The following is an 18340-nucleotide window of genomic DNA, read 5'->3' on the forward strand; positions in this document are numbered from 1 at the left end:
CGCCATGGCGCCAGTCACCGCCACCTGGCCTGGTTTTGCGCCGCCGCGTGGCCGGATTTTGCACCGCCGTTGACACTACCGGCTGGTCCGGCAGGCTGGCGCCAGACAAGACCTGCACTAAGCTGCAATTATCCACCGCCGCAACTGGTGTGTGCGGCGGTGTGTATCAAAAAACGCACTACCAGTATAACTAACTGATATATAACGAAATTTCTTGAAAATTTGGTGCGGGCGGCGGGACTTGAACCCGCACGAGCCAGGCTCCAGGGAGTTTAAGTCCCATGCGTCTACCATTCCGCCACGCCCGCGCCCCCGTGTCGCTAGCGGGCGGAACGGGGTTTGGCAAGGCTTCAGCGGCTGCGGACTAGAAGCTGCGGGTGGGGCGGTCGAAGACCTTGCGGCCCATCAGGCTGCCGACCAGATCGACCATCAGCTTGGCCGTGCGGCCCCGGTCGTCCAGGAACGGGTTCAGCTCGACCAGGTCAAGCGAGGTCACAAGACCCGATTCGTGCAACAATTCCATCACCAGATGCGCCTCGCGGAAAGTGGTGCCGCCGGGGACGGTGGTGCCGACGGCGGGCGCGATGGAGGGGTCCAGGAAATCCACGTCCAGCGAGACGTGCAGCATTCCGCCCGCCGCCTGCACGCGGTCCAGGAAGCCGCGCAGCGGGGCGACGATGCCGTATTCGTCCAGCACCCGCATGTCGTTTACGGTGATGTCGATGGCCTGCATCGCGGCATGTTCTGCCGGATCGACGCTGCGGATGCCGAACATGCAGATATTGTGGCCGGGCACCGGATGGGGAAAGGGCGGGAAGGGATCGAAGCCCGGCAGCCCGAGCGCATAGGCGATCGGCGTGCCATGCAGGTTGCCCGAGGTCGTGCTTTCCACCGTGTGGATGTCGCTATGCGCGTCCAGCCACAGAACGAACAGCGGGCGCCCCATGCGTTCGGCGTGAACCGCAGCGCCCGCCACGGTGCCAAGCGCAAGCGCGTGATCGCCGCCCATGATGATCGGCAGCCCGTCCTGCAGGGCATCGGCCGTGGCCTCGCGCAGGGCCTCGGTCCAGGCGAGCATCTCGGGCAGGTGGTGGACGGCGCGATTGGTGCAGGTCGCGCGCGGCGCGGGACCGGGCAACACATCGCCGCGATCCTCGACCGAATGGTTCAGCGCGACCAGCGTCTGCGCCAGCCCGGCGACGCGATAGGCGGCGGGACCCATCAGGCAGCCGGGGCGGCGCTGCCCTTCGTCCAAGGGCGCGCCCAGAAGGATGCAATGCGTCATGGGGGGCCTTTCGCTTGAGGGCGTTCGCCGCCAACTAAAGGCGGCCCGCCCGCGAATGTCCACCGCTGCCGGGCGTTACTGGCGCACGCCCTTGAAGCGCTCCTCCCATTCGGCGCGCTGTTCGTCGGTGATCTTGGCGAACAGCACATCCGGCACGGTGAAGGCGTGGCCGGCGGGCAGGGCGGCCAGCGCCGCCGCGACGTCGTCGGGCCAGCGGTCATCGGCGGTTCCCATCGCCTCCAGCATCGCGCGGGCGGCGAAGGGGATGAAGGGCGCCGACAGCACCGCGTAAAGACGGATCAGGTTCAGGCCCAGCCGGACCTGCATCGCGGCCCTGTCGGGGTCGGTCTTGAAGGTGGACCAGGGGGCTGCGGATTGCAGGTATTCGTTGCCCAGCACCCAGATCGCGCGCAGTTCGGCGGCGGACTTGCGGACCTCGATCCCCTGCATGGTGGCCTCGTAGGCGCGGATGCGGGTGGTCAGCGCCTCGATCAGTTGCGCTTCCTCGGGGCCGTAGCTTCCGCCTTCCGGGACGGTCTCTCCGAATTTCGACCGGCAGAACTTGGTGATCCGGCTGACGAAGTTGCCCAGCACGTCTGCCAGGTCCTTGTTCACGGATTGCTGGAAGTTTTCCCAGGTGAACTCGCTGTCCCCCGATTCCGGGGCATGGGACAGCAGCCACCACCGCCAGTAGTCGGCAGGCAGGATCTCCAGTGCGTGGTCCATGAAGACGCCGCGCCCCTGGGAGGTGCTGAACTGCCCGCCGTCATAGGTCAGGTAGTTGAAGGACTTGATGTAATCGACCATCCGCCAGGGCTCGCCCGAGCCGATCAGGGTGGCGGGGAAGGACAGGGTGTGGAAGGGGACGTTATCCTTGCCCATGAACTGGGTATAGGTCACGTCCTCGGCGCCCTCGTCGCGGCGCCACCAGCGGCGCCAGTCCGCATCCGTCTTGCCGTTGGCATCCGCCCATTCGGCAGTCGCGGCGATGTATTCGATGGGGGCGTCGAACCAGACATAGAAGACCTTGCCCTCCATCCCCGGCCAGGGCTGGTCGCCGCGCCTGACAGGCACGCCCCAATGAAGGTCGCGGGTGATGCCCCGGTCCTGCAACCCTTCGCCGTCGTTCAGCCACTTGCGGGCGATCGAGGTCGTCAGGATCGGCCAGTCGGTCTTGCTGTCGATCCAGGCGCTGATCCGGTCCTTCAGCGCGGACTGGCGCAGATACAGGTGCTTGGTTTCCCGCACCTCAAGGTTCGTGCTGCCGGAAATTGCGCTGCGCGGGTCGATCAGGTCGGTGGGGTCAAGCTGCTTGGTGCAGTTCTCGCACTGGTCGCCGCGCGCCTTGTCATAGCCGCAGTTGGGGCAGGTGCCCTCGATATAGCGGTCGGGCAGGAAGCGGCCGTCATCGACGGAATAGACCTGCTTTTCGCTGACCTCGGCGATATAGCCCGCATCGGCCAGGCGGCCCGCGAAATGCTGGGTCAGCACCCGGTTGCGGTCGCTGGAGGAGCGGCCGTAATGGTCGAAGGAGAGGCCGAAGCCGCGCGCCAGCGCCGACTGCTCGCCATGCATCCGCGCGCAGTAGTCGGCCACCGGTTCGCCCGTCTTGGCGGCGGCGAGTTCGGCGGGCGTGCCGTGTTCGTCGGTGGCGCAGATGAACATCACCTCGTGCCCGCGCGCGCGCAGATAGCGGGCGTAAAGGTCGGCGGGCAGCTGGGACCCGACGAGGTTCCCCAGATGCTTGATGCCGTTGATATAGGGCAGGGCAGAGGTGATGAGATGGCGGGCCATGGTCGCGTCCTTTGGGTCGGCGCTTGTGTAGCCGCCTTGCGGCGCGATGGAAAGTGCCGGGTCCGCCAAGGGGCTTGCCGCCATCCGCTAGACCGTGCAGCGTCCCGGCCATGATCAGAGAATCCGAAATCACCTTTGCCGGCAGCTATCTGGACCGCGCCGACCGGCTGCGCGGCAATGCCGATGCCCTGGCAGGGTATCTGGCCGATCCCGCAACCCGCGTGCTGCCCTTCTGGCAGGGAAAGCCGCTGTTCGAGGCAGGTCCGGGGCCACGGCTGGCATGGCTGCCTTCCGGCGATCCGCTGGTCAGGGATCGGGCCGCCACGTCGCTGTTTCTGGGCCTAGACGCCGACGGCATCGCGCATTTCGCCGTTGATCTGTCGGGGCTGGCCCCGCCCGACGGCGACCCCGCGACGGTCCTGGGGCTGCCGGAAACCCGGCAGTTCGTCGATCTGCGTGCCGTCCTGCCCGAACTGAACCACCGCGATGCCGGGATCGCCGCACCGGCGAAGGGCATCTTCGAATGGCGGCGCAGCCATGGCTTCTGTTCGAACTGCGGGGCGCGCAATGTCGTGGCCCATGCGGGCTGGCGGTTTGATTGCCCGGCTTGCAAGCGCCCGCATTTTCCCCGCACCGATCCGGTGGTGATCATGCTGGTCCTGGATGGCGACCGCGTGCTGCTGGGACGCCAGCCCGGATGGGACGAGGGGATGTATTCCCTGCTGGCCGGGTTCATCGAGCCCGGCGAATCCGTCGAGGAAGCCGTCCGCCGCGAGGTTCACGAGGAATCCGCCATCAGGATCGGCGATGTGCGCTATCTGACGTCGCAGCCCTGGCCGTTCCCGGCCTCGCTGATGATCGGCTGCGTGGCGCGGGCCGTGACAAGCGCCATCACCATCGACCCTTCCGAACTGGAGCACGCCCTGTGGGCCGACAAGGCGGAAATCGCCGACGCGTTGGCGGGGCGGCACGAACGTATCCGCCCCGCGCGCAAGGGGTCCATCGCCCAGGCGATCCTGCGTGCCTGGGTCGAGGGCCGGGTGCCCGGCTTCCAGCCCGCACCCGTGCCTGGGCTTGAGGCGCTGCCTTAGCGCCGCCGGTCGCGGCGCGAGCTCATCGGCTGGAAGGCCACGCTGACATGGGCCTCGCAATAGGGCTTGCCGGGCTGGCTGGGCAGCCCGCAGAACCAGAACTTCTCGGTCGCGGGGTCGCCGATCGGCCATTTGCAGGTGCGTTCGGTCAGTTCCATCAGCGTCAGCTTGCGGGCGCGCTTCTCGACCTCGCGGACCGAGGCCAGGGTTTCCGGGCTGATCTCGTTGGCCGAGGGTTGCGGCGGCAGGGGCTGGCCCGCGGGCACGATGGGCCGGCGCGGGACGGGGGTGAAGACGGGTTGGGTCACGGGTTCTTCCTCGGCCGGCGGGGTGGGCGCGGCGGCGATCTCCGGCTGCGGTTCGGGCCGGGGGGCCTGGGCTGCGGGGGCGGGCTTGCGGTCGATCTTCTTCTCGGCCCCTGATCCGATGGCGGGTTCGGGGGCGGGCGCGGGGGCAGGCTCGGGCTCGTCGTTGCGGTTCGACAGCCCCAGGCGGTGGACCTTGCCGATGACCGCGTTGCGGGTCACGCCGCCCAGTTCCTTGGCGATGGCGCTGGCCGACTGGCCTTCGGCCCACATGCGCTTCAGCGTCTCGACGCGTTCGTCCGTCCAGGACATGGCTGCCTTTCCGGGCGGAACCGTCCGCCGCCCCATCTTGAATCCTGCGATTGCCCCCGTCAGAAACGGGATGCCGAGATTTAGCCGCCTAGCGCCAGAAATTCAAGGACCGCCGGATGCGTCAGACAACCCTTCCCGACCCTCAGGCCATGGGCGTGCGCCGCTTCGGCCGCGTCAACTGGCTGGGCCTCCGAACCCTGGCCACCCGAGAGATCATGCGCTTCATGGCCGTGTGGCAGCAGACGGTCTTTGCGCCCCTGATGACGGCGGCCCTGTTCGTGCTGATCTTCGCGCTGGCCATGGGGCAGGGCAGGGGAGAGGTGATGGGCCTTCCTTATCTGGTCTTCCTGGGGCCGGGCATCCTGATGATGACGGTGATCCAGAACGCCTTTGCCAATACCTCCAGCTCGATCACCTCGGCCAAGGTGCAGGGCAACATCGTCGATACGCTGATGCCGCCCTTGTCGGCGGGAGAATTGCTGACGGGCTATCTGGCCGGATCGGTCGCCCGCGCCGGGCTGGTGGGGGCGGTGATCGGCACCGGAATGGTGCTGGTCACGGGGCGCGGCATCGCGCATCCGGCCTGGGCGCTGGTCTTTGTCCTGCTGGCCGCGCTGCTGCTGGGGGGCTTGGGGATCCTGGCGGGGGTCCTGGCGCAGAAGTTCGACCAGATGGCCGCGATCAGCAACTTCGTCATCACGCCGCTGTCCTTCCTGTCCGGCACCTTCTATTCGGTCGAGGCCCTGCCCGAGCCCTTCCGAACGCTGTCGCACTGGAACCCGGTCTTCTATCTGATCGATGGTGCGCGATATGGCGTCACCGGTGTCAGCGACGCCCCGGTCTGGCGGGGGCTGCTGATCTGCACCCTTGTCGTGGCGCTTGTGCTGTGGCTGGCCTGGCGTTGGCTGAAAAGCGGCTATCGGATGAAAGCGTGATTGCGCGAAGGCCGAATCGGCGCTATGGCCGGGGCATGATCGCGCGGACCGCCACCATCGCCCGTCCCCGACGTTGACGTTCAGTCACCGTCCGATCCCGCCTGCCTTCACAATCCGCTTCTGCCAATCGGGAATCCGCCATGATTTCGCACGTCCTGCCGACCTATAACCGCGCGCCCATCGCCTTTGAAAAGGGCGAGGGGTCCTGGGCCATCGCCACGGACGGCAGCCGATACCTGGACCTGGGATCGGGGATCGCGGTGAACGTGCTGGGCCATGCGAACCCCGATCTGGTCGCCGCGCTGACAGAGCAGGCAGGCAAGATCTGGCATGTGTCGAACCTGTACCAGATCCCGCAGCAGGAACGGCTGGCGGACCTGCTGGTCGAACATACCTTCGCCGATACCGCCTTTATCACCAATTCGGGGACCGAGGCTGCCGAACTGGCGATCAAGATGGTGCGCAAGTACTGGTTCGACCAGGGCCAGGACCGGACCGAGATCCTGACCTTCGAGGGCGCGTTCCACGGCCGCTCTACCGGCGCCATCGCGGCGGCGGGGTCGGAAAAGATGGTCAAGGGCTTCGGCCCGCTGATGCCGGGCTTTCGGCAACTGCCTTGGGGCGACATGGCGGCGCTTCGGTCCGCCATCAGCGACCGCACGGCGGCGGTGATGATCGAACCGGTGCAGGGCGAGGGCGGCATCCGCCCGCTGCCCGATGCCGACCTGCAGGAAATCCGGGCGCTTTGCGACAAATATGACGCGCTGCTGGTCCTGGACGAGGTCCAGTGCGGCATGGGCCGGACGGGGCGGCTGTTCGCGCATGAATATACGGGCATCACGCCCGACATCATGATGGTCGCCAAGGGCATTGGCGGGGGCTTCCCCCTAGGCGCGGTGCTGGCCACCGAAGAGGCCGCGGCCGGGATGGTCGCGGGCACGCACGGATCGACCTATGGCGGCAACCCCCTGGCCTGTGCCGTGGGTGCCCGCGTCATGGAGATCGTCGCCACCGATGCCTTCCTGGCCGAGGTGAACCGCAAGGCCGCCCTGTTCCGGCAAAGGCTGGAAGGGCTGGTCGCCGCCCACCCCGATGTCTTCGAAAGCGTGCGCGGCCAGGGGCTGATGCTGGGCCTGAAATGCAAGGTCGCGCCGACGGATGTGGTCAAGGCCGGATACGCGCAGCACCTGTTGACCGTGCCCGCCGCCGACAACACCCTGCGCCTGCTGCCGCCCCTGAACATTCAGGACGACGAGATCGCCGAGGCCGTCGCCCGGCTGGACAAGGCGGCGGCAAGCCTTGCCTGACGATGCGCCCCTACAAGACATCGGCGGCGGGACCCATCCCTGCCGCCGGCTGACGCGTCGACGATAGCCTTCATCTTTCGTGCCGATCCTGCCCGGGGCCTTGACCCCGGCTGCCCAAGCGGGCTTTCTTGCCCAAATCGCGAAAGACGTGAAGATGAAGCATTTTCTGGATATCCATACGACCGACAAGACCGAGCTGCGGTCGATCATCGACCAGGCGCTTGCCATGAAGGCCGCCCGCAACGGCCGTCCCAAGGGCACGCCCGACGACCACCAGCCGCTGGCGGGCCGCATGGTTGCGCTGATCTTCGAAAAACCCTCGACCCGGACCCGCGTCAGCTTTGACGTGGGCGTGCGCCAGATGGGCGGGCAGACGATGGTGCTGTCGGGCAGCGAGATGCAGCTGGGCCATGGCGAGACGATCGCCGATACCGCCCGCGTGCTGTCGCGCTATGTGGACCTCATCATGATCCGGACGTTCGAGGAAGCGACGCTTCTGGAGATGGCGGAATACGCAACCGTTCCCGTGATCAACGGCCTGACGAACCGCACCCACCCCTGCCAGATCATGGCCGACGTGATGACCTTCGAGGAACATCGCGGGCCGATCGCGGGGCGCAAGGTCGTCTGGCTGGGCGACGGCAACAATGTCTGCGCCAGCGTGATCCACGGGGCGGGCCAGTTCGGCTATGACTTTACCTTCTCGGGGCCTCCGCCGCTCGACCCCGAACGCGAGGCGCTGGACTTTGCCCGCGCCCAGGGGGTTGGCGTCACCATCGAACGCGATCCGGCGAAGGCCGTCGAAGGCGCCGATCTGGTCATCGCCGATACCTGGGTGTCCATGCATGATCCCCAGTCGGCCAAGGAGCGCCGCCACAACCAGCTGCGCGGCTATCAGGTGAACGAGCCGCTGATGGCGCGCGCCAAGCCGGACAGCCTGTTCATGCATTGCCTGCCCGCGCACCGAGAGGACGAGGTGACCAGCGCCGTCATGGATGGCCCCCATTCGGTCATCTGGGACGAGGCCGAGAACCGCCTTCACGCCCAGAAGGCGGTGATGCGCTGGTGCCTTGGCGTCTGACCGAACTGCCCGAACGCCCGCCGCCCGGCGGGCGTTTCGCTGACCGGCGGCGCTTTCGAAAAATCTTCACAATCCTGACGCATCACTGTTGCACCGTCCCCTTAATCGCTGCCCGACCGGCCCGACAAAGGCCCAAACGACCAGCCAGGAGAGCGCGATGCGTGACCAGCAGATCCGAAACATCTTTCGCACCAGCAAGCTGGAGGACGCCGACGGCCCAGGCCTGAACCCGACGAAGAACCGCACGATGGGTGAAATCATCGCCGCGCGCTTTTCCCGTCGCGGGTTCCTGAAGGGGTCCATGGCGGTGACGGCGATCTCGGCGACGGTCAGCCCGATCGCGCTGCTCTCGGCCACGGATGCGCAGGCGCAGGGCCGCGTCAATGGCTCGGCCTTCGACTTCCCCGAGGTGACGGCGGGCGTCGATGCCGACCACCATGTGGCCGAGGGCTATGATGCCGACGTGCTGCTGCGGTGGGGCGACAAGGTCTTTGCCGACGGGCCCGAATTCGATCCGGCCAACCAGTCCGAGGCCGCGCAGGAACGCCAGTTCGGCTATAACAACGACTTCGTGGGCTTCATCCCGCTGGACGGCGCCGCCGATCGCGGCCTGCTGGTCGTGAACCACGAATACACCAACGAACATCTGATGTTCCCCGGCATCGTCACCATCAAGGATGGCGAGATCGAGGTGTCTGACGCCGACGAGACCCGCGTCAACATCGAGATGGCCGCCCATGGCGGCACGATCATCGAGATCCGCCGCGTGAACGGCAAATGGCAGCCGGTGCTGGATGGCGCGCTGAACCGCCGCATCACCGCCAAGACCGAAATGGAACTGCGCGGCCCTGCCGCGGGCCATGCCCGCCTGCAGACCGTCGCCGATCCGTCGGGCCGCAAGGTCTTCGGCACCATCAACAACTGCGCGGGCGGCGTGACCCCCTGGGGCACCTACATCATGGCCGAGGAGAACATCCACGGCTATTTCATGGGCGGGTTGCCCGAGGGCCATGCCGAGGCCGCGAACTACGAGCGCCTTGGCATCCCCGAGGCGACCTATGCCTGGGGCAAGTTCCACGAGCGTTTCGATGTCTCGAAGGACCCGAACGAAGCCAACCGCTTCGGTTGGATCGTCGAGGTGGACGTGATGGATCCGGCCTCCAAGCCCAGGAAACGCACTGCGCTTGGCCGATTCAAGCACGAGGGCGCGGAAAGCGTCGTGGCCAAGGATGGCCGCGTGGTCTTCTATCTGGGCGACGACGAACGCTTCGACTACGTCTACAAGTTCGTGACGGCGGGCAAGTACAACCCCGACGACCGCGCCGCCAACATGGACCTGCTGGACGAGGGCACGCTTTACGTCGCGCGCTTCGACGAGGGCGGCCGCGTTGAATGGCTGCCGCTGGTCCAGGGCCAAGGCCCGCTGACCGCCGAGAACGGCTTTGCCAGCCAGGCGGACGTGCTGATCGAGACCCGCCGCGCCGCCGACCTGCTGGAAGCGACGCCGATGGACCGCCCCGAGGACATCCAGCCGAACCCGGTCACCGGCCGCGCCTATGTCATGCTGACCAACAACACCAAGCGCGAGGAAGCCAACGCCGCCAACCCGCGCGTGGACAACGCCTTTGGCCATATCATCGAGATCATCGAGCAGGACGGCGATTTCACCGCGACCTCGGGCACCTGGGAAATCCTGGTGAAATGCGGCGATCCGTCGATCGCCGAGGTGGGCGCGACCTTCTCGACCGAAACCACGGTGAACGGCTGGTTCGGGATGCCCGACAACGCCGCCGTCGATGCCGACGGTCGGTTGTGGGTCTCGACCGACGGCAACTCGATGTCGGACACGGGGCGCACGGACGGGCTCTGGGCCGTCGATACCGAGGGCACGGCCCGCGGCACCTCGCGGCTGTTCTATCGCGTGCCGGTCGGGGGCGAGATGTGCGGTCCCTGCATCACCGAGGACATGACCACCTTCTTCGTCGCCGTCCAGCATCCGGGCGATGGCGGCGACGACTGGGAAGGCCATGGCCGCCCGTCCTATTACGAGGATCTGTCCACCCGCTGGCCGGACTTCGACGACGCGATGCCGGTGCGCCCGGCAGTTGTGGCGATCACGAAACAGGGCGGCGGAAAGATCGGGTAAGCCGGAGGGTGCGTGCTTGCACGCACCGTTTGCGCAAGGATCGTGGTGCGTGCAAGCACGCACCCCTAAGCCGGAAAGCAAAAGGCCGCGCAACCCGCGCGGCCTTTCACGTTAATTCCCGGCCTGTTCAGCCGATGGCGGCGGCCCGAACCTCGTCGTCGATGGCTTCCAGATATTGCGCGAAGTTGTCGCTGAACATCTGCACCAGCTTGGCCGCCTGCTTGTCATAGGCGGCAGGATCGGTCCAGGTCTGGCGCGGATCCAGCAGTTGGGCGTCCACGCCCGGCACCGAGACCGGAACCTCGAAGCCGAAGTTCGGGTCCTTGCGGAACTGCACGTCATTCAGGCTGCCGTCCAATGCAGCGGCCAGCAGGGCGCGGGTCGCGGCGATGGGCATCCGCTTGCCCGTCCCGAAGGCGCCGCCGGTCCAGCCGGTGTTGACCAGCCAGCAGCTTGCGCCGTGCTGGGCGATCTTTTCCTGCAGGAGCTTGCCATAGACCTCAGGGCGGCGCGGCATGAAGGGCGCGCCGAAACAGGTCGAGAAGGTCGGGACCGGCTCGACCACGCCGACCTCGGTCCCCGGCGTCTTCGAGGTGAAGCCCGAGAGGAAATGATACATCGCCTGCGCCGGGGTCAGTCGCGCGATCGGCGGCAGAACGCCATAGGCGTCGCAGGTCAGCATGATCACGTTCTTCGGATGCCCGCCCAGGCTGGTGGGGGACGCGTTGCTGATCGCCTCCAGCGGATAGGCGCAGCGCATGTTGTCGGTGATCGAGTTATCCTCGAAATCCAGCTCCAGCGTGTCTTCGTCGAAGACCATGTTCTCGATCACCGTGCCGAAACGCGAGCAGGTGGCGTGGATTTCGGGCTCGGCCTCGCGCGACAGGTTGATGGTCTTGGCGTAGCAGCCGCCCTCGAAGTTGAAGATGCCCTTGTCCGACCAGCCGTGTTCGTCGTCGCCGATCAGCACGCGCGAGGGATCGGCCGACAGGGTGGTCTTGCCGGTACCCGACAGGCCGAAGAAGACGGCGCTGTCGTCGGGGTTGCCGATGGCGTGGTTTGCGGAACAGTGCATCGGCATGATGCCCTTTTCCGGCAGAAGGTAGTTCAGCAGCGTGAAGACCGACTTCTTGTTCTCGCCCGCATAGGCGGTATTCGCGATCAGGATCAGCTTCTTCTGGAAATTCAGCGCGATCACCGTCTTGCTGCGGCAGCCGTGCCTGGCGGGGTCGGCCTTGAAGCTGGGGCAGTTGATGATGGTGAATTCGGGGGCGAAGCTTTCCAGTTCAGAAGCCTCGGGGCGGCGCAGCAGGTGGCGGATGAACAGCCCGTGCCAGGCCAGTTCGGTGACCACGCGCACGTCCAGCCGTTCCGCCGGGTCGGCGCCGCCGAACAGATCCTGCACGAAATAGTCGCGGCCCTTCATGTGCTCCAGCATGTCCGCATACAGCAGGTCAAAGGCCTCGGGTGCCATCGGCTTGTTGTTGTCCCACCAGATCGCATCTTCCACGTCGGGGGTGCGGACCACGAACTTGTCCCTGGGCGAACGGCCGGTATGCGCGCCGGTCGAGACCAGGAAGGTGCCGCCCGGTCCCAGCTTGCCTTCGCCGCGGGCCACGGCCTCGGTCATCAGGGCAGGCTCCAGGAGGTTGTAGTAAACCCGGCCGAGGCCCTCGATTCCCTGATCCTCAAGCTTGCAGTTCGGGTTTACACGGCTGGCCATGGTCTCGATGCTCCTCAATCGATTGGCATGTGACACTGTCGTAAACAGTATGCGGCGGCTATAGCATGCGCCGAAGGGCAAAAAAGAAGATGGCGCGAACAGTTAGCGGAAACAGTACATGTTATCGCAAACATGACCGGGGCAAGTTGTTCCGCGAGCCTGGGCCAAGACCTTGACGCGGTGAAAAGACGGGAAAGTGATTCGCAAATGCAGGTCCATGCCACCACGATCGCGCTTCAGGATGCCGGGTTGCTGATCCTTGGACCGTCGGGATCGGGCAAGTCGACGCTGGCCTTAGAACTGATGGCGACAGGGGCCGGATTGGTGGCGGACGACCGCACCGACCTGCGCAGGGACGGCGATGCGATCATCGCCAGTTGCCCGCCCGCGCTGCTTGGCCGGATCGAGGCGCGGGGCATCGGCATCCTGTCGGCGCAACCCTCTGGCCCGGTGAGGCTGGCGCAGGTCATCGATCTGGGCGCGGGGCCTGGGGATCGCCTGCCACAGTCGCGCAGCTATGATGTGCTGGGAATGGGCTTGCCCCTTGTCACAGGGCCTTATCGACCGCATCTTTACGCTGCGCTGCGGCAGCTTTTGCTGGGCGGCCGGGTTGCGTGACAAGAGCTTTGGATCCCGAAAAGGCAGGAGAGATGGTCAATCTGGCCGACGATCCCACCACCGCAAGATCTGTCGATCCCGCCCCCGAGGAAGGGGTGCAGCGGCTGGTGCTGGTCACCGGACCGTCTGGTGCCGGGCGCTCTACCGCCATCAACGTGCTGGAGGATCTGGGCTTCGAGGCGATCGACAACCTGCCCTTGTCGCTGATCCCCCGGCTGCTGGACGGGCCAAGCCGTCCCGTGCCGCTGGCGCTTGGCCTGGACGTGCGCAACCGCGACTTTTCCGCAAGCAACGTGATCGAGTTGATCGACAAGCTGACCCGCGACCCCCGCTATGCCCCCGAGGTTCTGTTTCTGGACTGCGCCCCCGAGGTGCTGGAACGGCGCTACAACGAAACCCGCCGCCGCCATCCCCTGTCGCCCGACAGCGCCCCGGCGGCGGGCGTCATGGCGGAAGTCGACCTGCTGTCGCCGATCCGCGTGCGGGCCGATGTGCTGGTCGATACCTCGGAACTTTCGCCCCACGACCTCAAGGCCGAACTGAAGCGGTGGTTCGACATCCGGCCGGACGGCAGGCTCAGCGTGTCGCTGCATTCCTTCAGCTACAAGCGGGGGGTGCCGCGCGGCATCGACATGATGTTCGACTGCCGCTTCCTGACCAATCCCCATTGGGAACCGGACTTGCGCCCCCTGACCGGGCGCGACAGCGCCGTGCAGGACTATGTCGAGGCTGATTCGCGCTTTGCGGAATTCCTGGATCGCGTGTGCCAGATGATCCTGTTTCTGCTTCCGGCCTATGTCGACGAGGGCAAGTCCCATCTTGCGGTCGGTTTTGGCTGCACTGGCGGACAACATCGTTCCGTCACTTTGGCTGAAAAGGTGGGTCTTGCGCTTGCGAAGGCAGGCTGGCCGGTGTCAATAAGGCACAGGGAACTCGAGCGTCGCATACCGGCGCCGTCGGCCCTGGGCGATGCTTCCGGCATTGCCCAGGAGGCGGGCCGGTTGCGCGCTGTTGAACGTGGTGGAACGCGTTGATTGGAATCGTGATCGTAGCGCATGGGGGCCTGGCCCGGGAATATCTCTCGGCGGTCGAGCATGTGGTGGGTCCGCAAAGCGGCATTGCGGCCGTCGCGATCGAGGATGATCACGACCGCGCCGCCAAGACGGCAGAAATTCAGGCTGCGGCCAATTCGGTGGACGACGGCAACGGTGTCGTGGTCGTGACCGACCTGTTCGGAGGCTCGCCTTCGAACCTGTCGCTGCCGGCTTGCGCGATGCGCGACCGGACCATCCTTTACGGGGCAAACCTGCCGATGCTGGTCAAGCTGGCCAAGTCGCGCCACCTGCCCGTGTCCGATGCCGTGGCCTTTGCCAAGGAAGCCGGGCGGAAATACATCAACTCCTACAATGTGCCCATCGAGGCGGCCGTGGACACGGGTACGCGGTTCGGATGAACGGCCAGATCACGCGCCATCTGGCCATCATCAACGAAAAGGGCCTTCATGCCCGCGCCAGCGCCAAGTTCGTCGATCTGGTGGAACGCTTCGATGCGCAGGCGCAGGTCGAAAAGGACGGCATAAGCGTGTCCGGTGATTCGATCATGGGCCTCCTGATGCTGACCGCGCCGCGGGGCAGCCAGATCACCGTGACGACCAGTGGCCCAGAGGCCGCTGCCCTGGCCGATGCGCTTGAAGCCCTGGTGTCGGACTATTTTGGCGAAGGCATGTAGGTGCCCGAGCGCAAGTCCTATCACCACGGCAACCTGCGCCAGGCCCTGGTCGATGCGACTGCCGCGCTGATCGAGGAAACCGGCCCGCTGGCCTTTACCCTGACCGAGGCCGCGCGGCGGGCAGGCGTCTCTCCGGCCGCGCCTTACCGTCACTTCAAGGGCCGCGACGAGTTGCTGGAGGAAGTCGCCCGGCAGGGATTCGTCGATTTCGCCGAACGGCTGGAACGTGCCTTTGACGGTGGCCAGCCGCGCCCGCTGACGGCTTTCATGCGGATGGGCCAGGCCTATCTGGATTTCGCCGCCGAACGTCCCGGCCATTACATGGCAATGTTCGAATCCGGCCTGTCCATCGCGGGCAATGCCGATCTGTCCTCGGCCTCCGAGCGCGCGCAGCGGGCGATGATCGAGGCGGCCGAGGCCATGGCCCTGCGCCTGCCTGCCGACCGCCGCCCGCCCGCCCGCATGGTCGCCAACCACATCTGGGCGCTGAGCCATGGCGTGGTCGAGCTGTTCTCTCGCGGCAAGCCCGGCGGCCGCAGCCCGGTCAGCGCGTCCGAGATGCTGGAAAGCGGCGCGATTATCTATCTGCGTGGTCTTGGCCTGATCGGCGAATAATTCATGGCAACCCGCTTGAAGGCCGGCCTGTATCACCCATCTATGTAAATGTGATTAACATTAACATGGGAGGTTCCCTTCAGATGCACAGCGCATCTTATCGAATGCCCGCCTATCCGATGTCGTCGCGCGTCCAGGGTCCGCTGATCCGCGCTCGCGACTGGCTGGACGAACGCGGCAAGCTGGCCTGGATCGCAGCCATGATCCTGGGCTTTGTCGTCTTCTGGCCTCTGGGCCTGGCCCTGCTGGCCTACATGATCTGGAGCAAGCGCATGTTCAGTTGCAGCCACCGTCACAACCGCCACGCGCGCTATTACGCCCCCAGCACCGGAAACAGCGCCTTTGACGCCTATCGCGAGGAAACGCTGAAACGGCTGGAGGAAGAGCATCGCGAATTCATGGACTTCCTGCAAAAACTGCGCGAGGCCAAGGACAAGGCCGAATTCGACCAGTTCATGCAGAGCCGCAACGAAAAGCCGGACGCCTATCCGGGCGCATGACGAAGAAGGGCCGGAACGTCCGGCCCTTTTTCCATTTTCCCCAGGCTATTCCCCGCGTGGAAAGCGCTGGTTTTCCTCCAGCACGTTCAGGTCCATGTGGTTGCGCATGTATCGCTCGGACGCCAGTTGCAGGGGCTGGTGGTCCCAGGGGTAATAGGCCCCGTTGCGCAAGGCCTCGTAGACGATCCAGCGCCGGGCCTGTGACTGGCGCACTTCGGCGTCATAGGTGTCCAGATCCCATTGCTGCATCGCAAGGGCGCGCATGTGGCCAAGGATGACGGCATGGGCGGGATCGCCTGCCAGGTTCACCCGTTCGTCCGGATCGGCGTCCAGGTCGAACAGCATGTCCGGGTCGGCATTGCAGGCCACGAATTTCCAGCGCCCGTCGCGCAGGGCCACCATCGGCGACACGCTGCCCTCGGCCGCGTATTCCATGGGCACCGGCCCGCGGGCCTCGCCCCGCGCCAGCGACCTGCCGTCCGTCCAGGGCGCGATCCCGTCCATCGGCAGCCCGGCCAGATCGCAGAGCGTCGGCAGCACGTCGATGGTGCTGACCGGCTGATCGACGCGGCCCGGCGCCATTCCGGGCGCGGCGATCATCAGCGGCACCCGGGCCGAGCCTTCGAAGAAGTTCATCTTGAACCACATCCCGCGCTCGCCCAGCATCTCGCCGTGGTCGGACAGGAACAGGATGATCGCCTCTTGCCGGGTGCGGTCAAGCACGTCCAGGATCTCGCCGATCTTCTCGTCCACATAGGTGATGTTGGCGAAATAGCCCTGGCGGGCGCGGCGGACATGATCCGGCGTGATGTCGAAGGCGCGCCAGTCGCAGGCATCCATCAGCCGCCGCGAATGCGGGTCCATGTCGTCATAGGCGATGGCCGCGGGCGGTTCCAGTTCCGGGATGCCCTCGTACAGGTCCCAATACCTGCGACGCGCCACGAAGGGGTCGTGCGGATGGGTAAAGCTGACCGTCAGGCACCAGGGCCGGTCGTCCTTGCGCCGCGACAGGTCGTAAAGCTTGCGGCAGGCGTGATAGGCGACCTCGTCGTCGTATTCGTACTGGTTGGTGATCTCGGCCACACCCGCGCCGGTGACGCTGCCCAGGTTGTGGTACCACCAGTCGATCCGCTCGCCCGGCTTGCGGTAATCAGGCGTCCAGCCGAAATCGGCGGGATAGATGTCGGTGGTCAGCCGCTCCTCGAAGCCGTGGAGCTGGTCGGGGCCTACGAAGTGCATCTTGCCCGACAGGCAGGTCTGGTATCCGGCCCGGCGCAGGTGATGGGCATAGGTCGGGATGTCGGACGCGAACTCCGCCGCGTTGTCATAGACCCGCGTGCGGCGCGGCAATTGCCCCGACATGAAGCTCGCGCGCGCCGGCGCGCAAAGCGGGCTGCCGGTATAGGTGTTGGCAAAGCGCGTGGACCGTTCGGCCAGGCGCTTCAGGTTCGGGGTGTGCAGGAAAGGGGCCGGGCCGTCGGGGAAAAGCACCCCCGACAGCTGGTCGGCCATCAGGATCAGGATATTCGGCTGCAAGGGATTACCCGGCCACCGCTGCCTTGAGGGCGTCTGCGCCGGGCTGACCATCCAGCGTGGTCACGCCGTCCAGCCATTTGGCCGCGACGGCCGGGTTGGCGGCAAGCCATTCCTTCGCGGCGTCCTTGGCGTCGATCCCGTCGTCCAGGATCTTGCCCATCAGGACGTTCTCCATCGGCACGTCGAAGACCATCTGGCTGAACAGCCTGGCCGCATTCGGGCAGGCCGCGACCCATTCCTTGCGCGCCAGCGTGTGCACGGTCGCTCCGCCATAGTTCGGGCCGAACTGCGCGTCGCCGCCCGACAGATAGGTGATGTCGATGGCCTCGTTCATCGGATGCGGCGCCCAGGCCAGGAACACGACCGGGCTGTCGCCGCTGCGGCTGACCTGCGCCAGCATCGCCTGTTCGCCCGATTCAACCAGTTCCCAATCGCCCAGGCCGAAATCGTCATTGTCGATCATCGCCTGGATCGACTGGTTGGCAGGCGCGCCGGGCTCAATCCCATAGATCTTGCCGGCAAAGGCGTCCTTCTGTGCGTCCAGGTCGGCGAAATCCTTGACGCCTGCATCGGCGCCGGCCTTGTTGACGGCCAGGGTGAACTTGGCGCCCTCAAGGTTCTGCACCAGTTCCTGGATGGTGCCCGCCGCATCAAGGTCGTCGCGGAACTTCTGCTGTGCGGGCATCCAGTTGCCCAGGAACACGTCGGTCTGGCCGTTCTTCAGCGCCTCGTATCCGACCGGCACCGACAGGGTGGCGATCTCGGGCGTATAGCCAAGCGCTTCCAGCACGACCGCCGCCACGCCGTTGGTGGCGGTGATGTCGGTCCAGCCCGGATCGGAATAGCGCACCGTGCCGCAGGTGCCCGCGTCATCCGCCAAAGCGGGCAGGGCCGTCGCCGCCAGCAGTATCGCGGCCGTCATCTTCAGGGCCTTCATGGTCAACCTCCTGTGGGTTCCTGGTTATCCGCCCGGACAAGAACGGATTCCTGCCGCAATCGCGCCTGAAAGCAACCGCCGAACGTCGTCAGCGTGTCGGAACGGGCGTTTCGCCGCGATAGTCATAGAAGCCGCGGCCGGTCTTGCGGCCCAGCCAGCCGGCCTCGACATACTTGGTCAGCAGGGGACACGGGCGGTATTTCGTGTCGGCCAGCCCGTCATGGAGCACGTTCATGATCGCCAGGCAGGTGTCCAGCCCGATGAAGTCCGCCAGCTCCAGAGGGCCCATCGGATGGTTCGCGCCCAGCTTCATGGATTCGTCGATCGACTTCACGTTGCCCACGCCCTCATAGAGCGTATAGACCGCCTCGTTGATCATCGGCATCAGGATGCGGTTGACGATGAAGGCCGGGAAATCCTCGGCGCT

Annotated in this window: 19 protein-coding genes and 1 tRNA gene; 12 read left to right on the plus strand and 8 right to left on the minus strand. The window is 65.9% G+C overall.

All coding sequences use genetic code 11. The features are described from left to right. Window positions 1–194: hypothetical protein (locus tag OU682_RS20660; protein ID WP_268944103.1), on the plus strand; the 194-nt coding region annotated here is incomplete at its 5' end. Between the two features lie 29 nt (window positions 195–223). On the opposite strand, the gene OU682_RS20665 is transcribed toward OU682_RS20660, so the two are convergent. From OU682_RS20665 to metG, 3 genes are all read right to left on the minus strand, one after another. Further along, window positions 224–308: transfer RNA gene (locus tag OU682_RS20665), tRNA-Leu, on the minus strand. Window positions 309–364: 56 nt separating this feature from the next. Next, window positions 365–1285: an arginase gene (rocF, locus tag OU682_RS20670; RefSeq protein WP_268944104.1), complete on the minus strand. Its 921-nt coding sequence runs from the start codon at window positions 1283–1285 to the stop codon at window positions 365–367. Window positions 1286–1360: 75 nt separating this feature from the next. Beyond that, window positions 1361–3079, minus strand: a complete 1719-nt coding sequence (gene metG, locus OU682_RS20675) for a methionine--tRNA ligase (protein ID WP_268944105.1) — start codon at window positions 3077–3079, stop codon at window positions 1361–1363. A gap of 110 nt (window positions 3080–3189) precedes the next feature. On the opposite strand from metG, the gene nudC reads away from it, so the two are divergent. Continuing rightward, window positions 3190–4170, plus strand: a complete 981-nt coding sequence (nudC, locus tag OU682_RS20680; RefSeq protein WP_268944106.1) for an NAD(+) diphosphatase — start codon at window positions 3190–3192, stop codon at window positions 4168–4170. On the opposite strand, the gene OU682_RS20685 is transcribed toward nudC, so the two are convergent. Further along, a complete protein-coding gene (locus tag OU682_RS20685) occupies window positions 4167–4787 on the minus strand; it encodes a GcrA family cell cycle regulator (protein WP_268944107.1) in 621 nt (206 codons plus the stop codon). The two genes, nudC and OU682_RS20685, sit on opposite strands and share 4 nt — an antisense overlap. A 116-nt stretch (window positions 4788–4903) precedes the next feature. On the opposite strand from OU682_RS20685, the gene OU682_RS20690 reads away from it, so the two are divergent. The 4 genes from OU682_RS20690 to OU682_RS20705 all read left to right on the plus strand — a co-directional run bounded on the left by OU682_RS20690 (window position 4904) and on the right by OU682_RS20705 (window position 10256). Continuing rightward, window positions 4904–5722 (plus strand): ABC transporter permease, encoded by an 819-nt coding sequence (locus tag OU682_RS20690; RefSeq protein ID WP_268944108.1) that lies wholly within the window; start codon window positions 4904–4906, stop codon window positions 5720–5722. A gap of 140 nt (window positions 5723–5862) precedes the next feature. After that, entirely contained in the window at window positions 5863–7029 is a 1167-nt protein-coding gene (locus tag OU682_RS20695) for an aspartate aminotransferase family protein (RefSeq protein WP_268944109.1), read from the plus strand. Between the two features lie 154 nt (window positions 7030–7183). Beyond that, window positions 7184–8110, plus strand: coding sequence for an ornithine carbamoyltransferase (gene argF / locus OU682_RS20700; RefSeq protein ID WP_268944110.1), 927 nt, complete (start codon window positions 7184–7186; stop codon window positions 8108–8110). Between the two features lie 157 nt (window positions 8111–8267). Further along, complete coding sequence (locus OU682_RS20705; protein ID WP_268944111.1) at window positions 8268–10256, plus strand: PhoX family protein; 1989 nt, start codon at window positions 8268–8270, stop codon at window positions 10254–10256. Window positions 10257–10383: 127 nt separating this feature from the next. Here the strand turns inward: OU682_RS20705 and OU682_RS20710 are convergent, their stop codons facing one another. Then, complete coding sequence (locus OU682_RS20710; protein ID WP_268944112.1) at window positions 10384–11979, minus strand: phosphoenolpyruvate carboxykinase; 1596 nt, start codon at window positions 11977–11979, stop codon at window positions 10384–10386. A 207-nt stretch (window positions 11980–12186) separates the two neighbouring features. Between OU682_RS20710 and OU682_RS20715 the strand changes: the two genes are divergently transcribed. From OU682_RS20715 to OU682_RS20740, 6 genes are all read left to right on the plus strand, one after another. After that, window positions 12187–12597: an HPr kinase/phosphorylase gene (locus OU682_RS20715; RefSeq protein ID WP_268944113.1), complete on the plus strand. Its 411-nt coding sequence runs from the start codon at window positions 12187–12189 to the stop codon at window positions 12595–12597. Between the two features lie 32 nt (window positions 12598–12629). Then, entirely contained in the window at window positions 12630–13631 is a 1002-nt protein-coding gene (gene rapZ / locus OU682_RS20720) for an RNase adapter RapZ (RefSeq protein WP_268944114.1), read from the plus strand. Further along, the gene (locus OU682_RS20725) at window positions 13628–14050 is read left to right on the plus strand and encodes a PTS sugar transporter subunit IIA (RefSeq protein WP_268944115.1); all 423 of its coding nucleotides are present in this window, start codon (window positions 13628–13630) and stop codon (window positions 14048–14050) included. Before rapZ ends, OU682_RS20725 begins: the two co-directional genes overlap by 4 nt. After that, a complete protein-coding gene (locus tag OU682_RS20730) occupies window positions 14047–14325 on the plus strand; it encodes an HPr family phosphocarrier protein (RefSeq protein ID WP_268944116.1) in 279 nt (92 codons plus the stop codon). Before OU682_RS20725 ends, OU682_RS20730 begins: the two co-directional genes overlap by 4 nt. Continuing rightward, window positions 14326–14940, plus strand: coding sequence for a TetR/AcrR family transcriptional regulator (locus OU682_RS20735; protein WP_268944117.1), 615 nt, complete (start codon window positions 14326–14328; stop codon window positions 14938–14940). Between the two features lie 104 nt (window positions 14941–15044). Further along, a complete protein-coding gene (locus OU682_RS20740) occupies window positions 15045–15440 on the plus strand; it encodes a DUF2852 domain-containing protein (protein WP_268944121.1) in 396 nt (131 codons plus the stop codon). A gap of 45 nt (window positions 15441–15485) precedes the next feature. Here the strand turns inward: OU682_RS20740 and betC are convergent, their stop codons facing one another. The 3 genes from betC to OU682_RS20755 all read right to left on the minus strand — a co-directional run. Further along, the gene (betC, locus tag OU682_RS20745) at window positions 15486–16976 is read right to left on the minus strand and encodes a choline-sulfatase (RefSeq protein WP_371832289.1); all 1491 of its coding nucleotides are present in this window, start codon (window positions 16974–16976) and stop codon (window positions 15486–15488) included. A 4-nt stretch (window positions 16977–16980) separates the two neighbouring features. Further along, a complete protein-coding gene (gene choX / locus OU682_RS20750) occupies window positions 16981–17913 on the minus strand; it encodes a choline ABC transporter substrate-binding protein (protein ID WP_268944119.1) in 933 nt (310 codons plus the stop codon). 88 nt (window positions 17914–18001) lie between these two features. Further along, the coding region (locus OU682_RS20755) for a 3-hydroxyacyl-CoA dehydrogenase family protein (RefSeq protein ID WP_268944120.1) at window positions 18002–18340 on the minus strand (339 nt) is incomplete at its 5' end.

It is taken from the genome of Paracoccus benzoatiresistens, from assembly GCF_026913015.1.
Classification (GTDB): Bacteria; Pseudomonadota; Alphaproteobacteria; order Rhodobacterales; family Rhodobacteraceae; genus Paracoccus; species Paracoccus benzoatiresistens.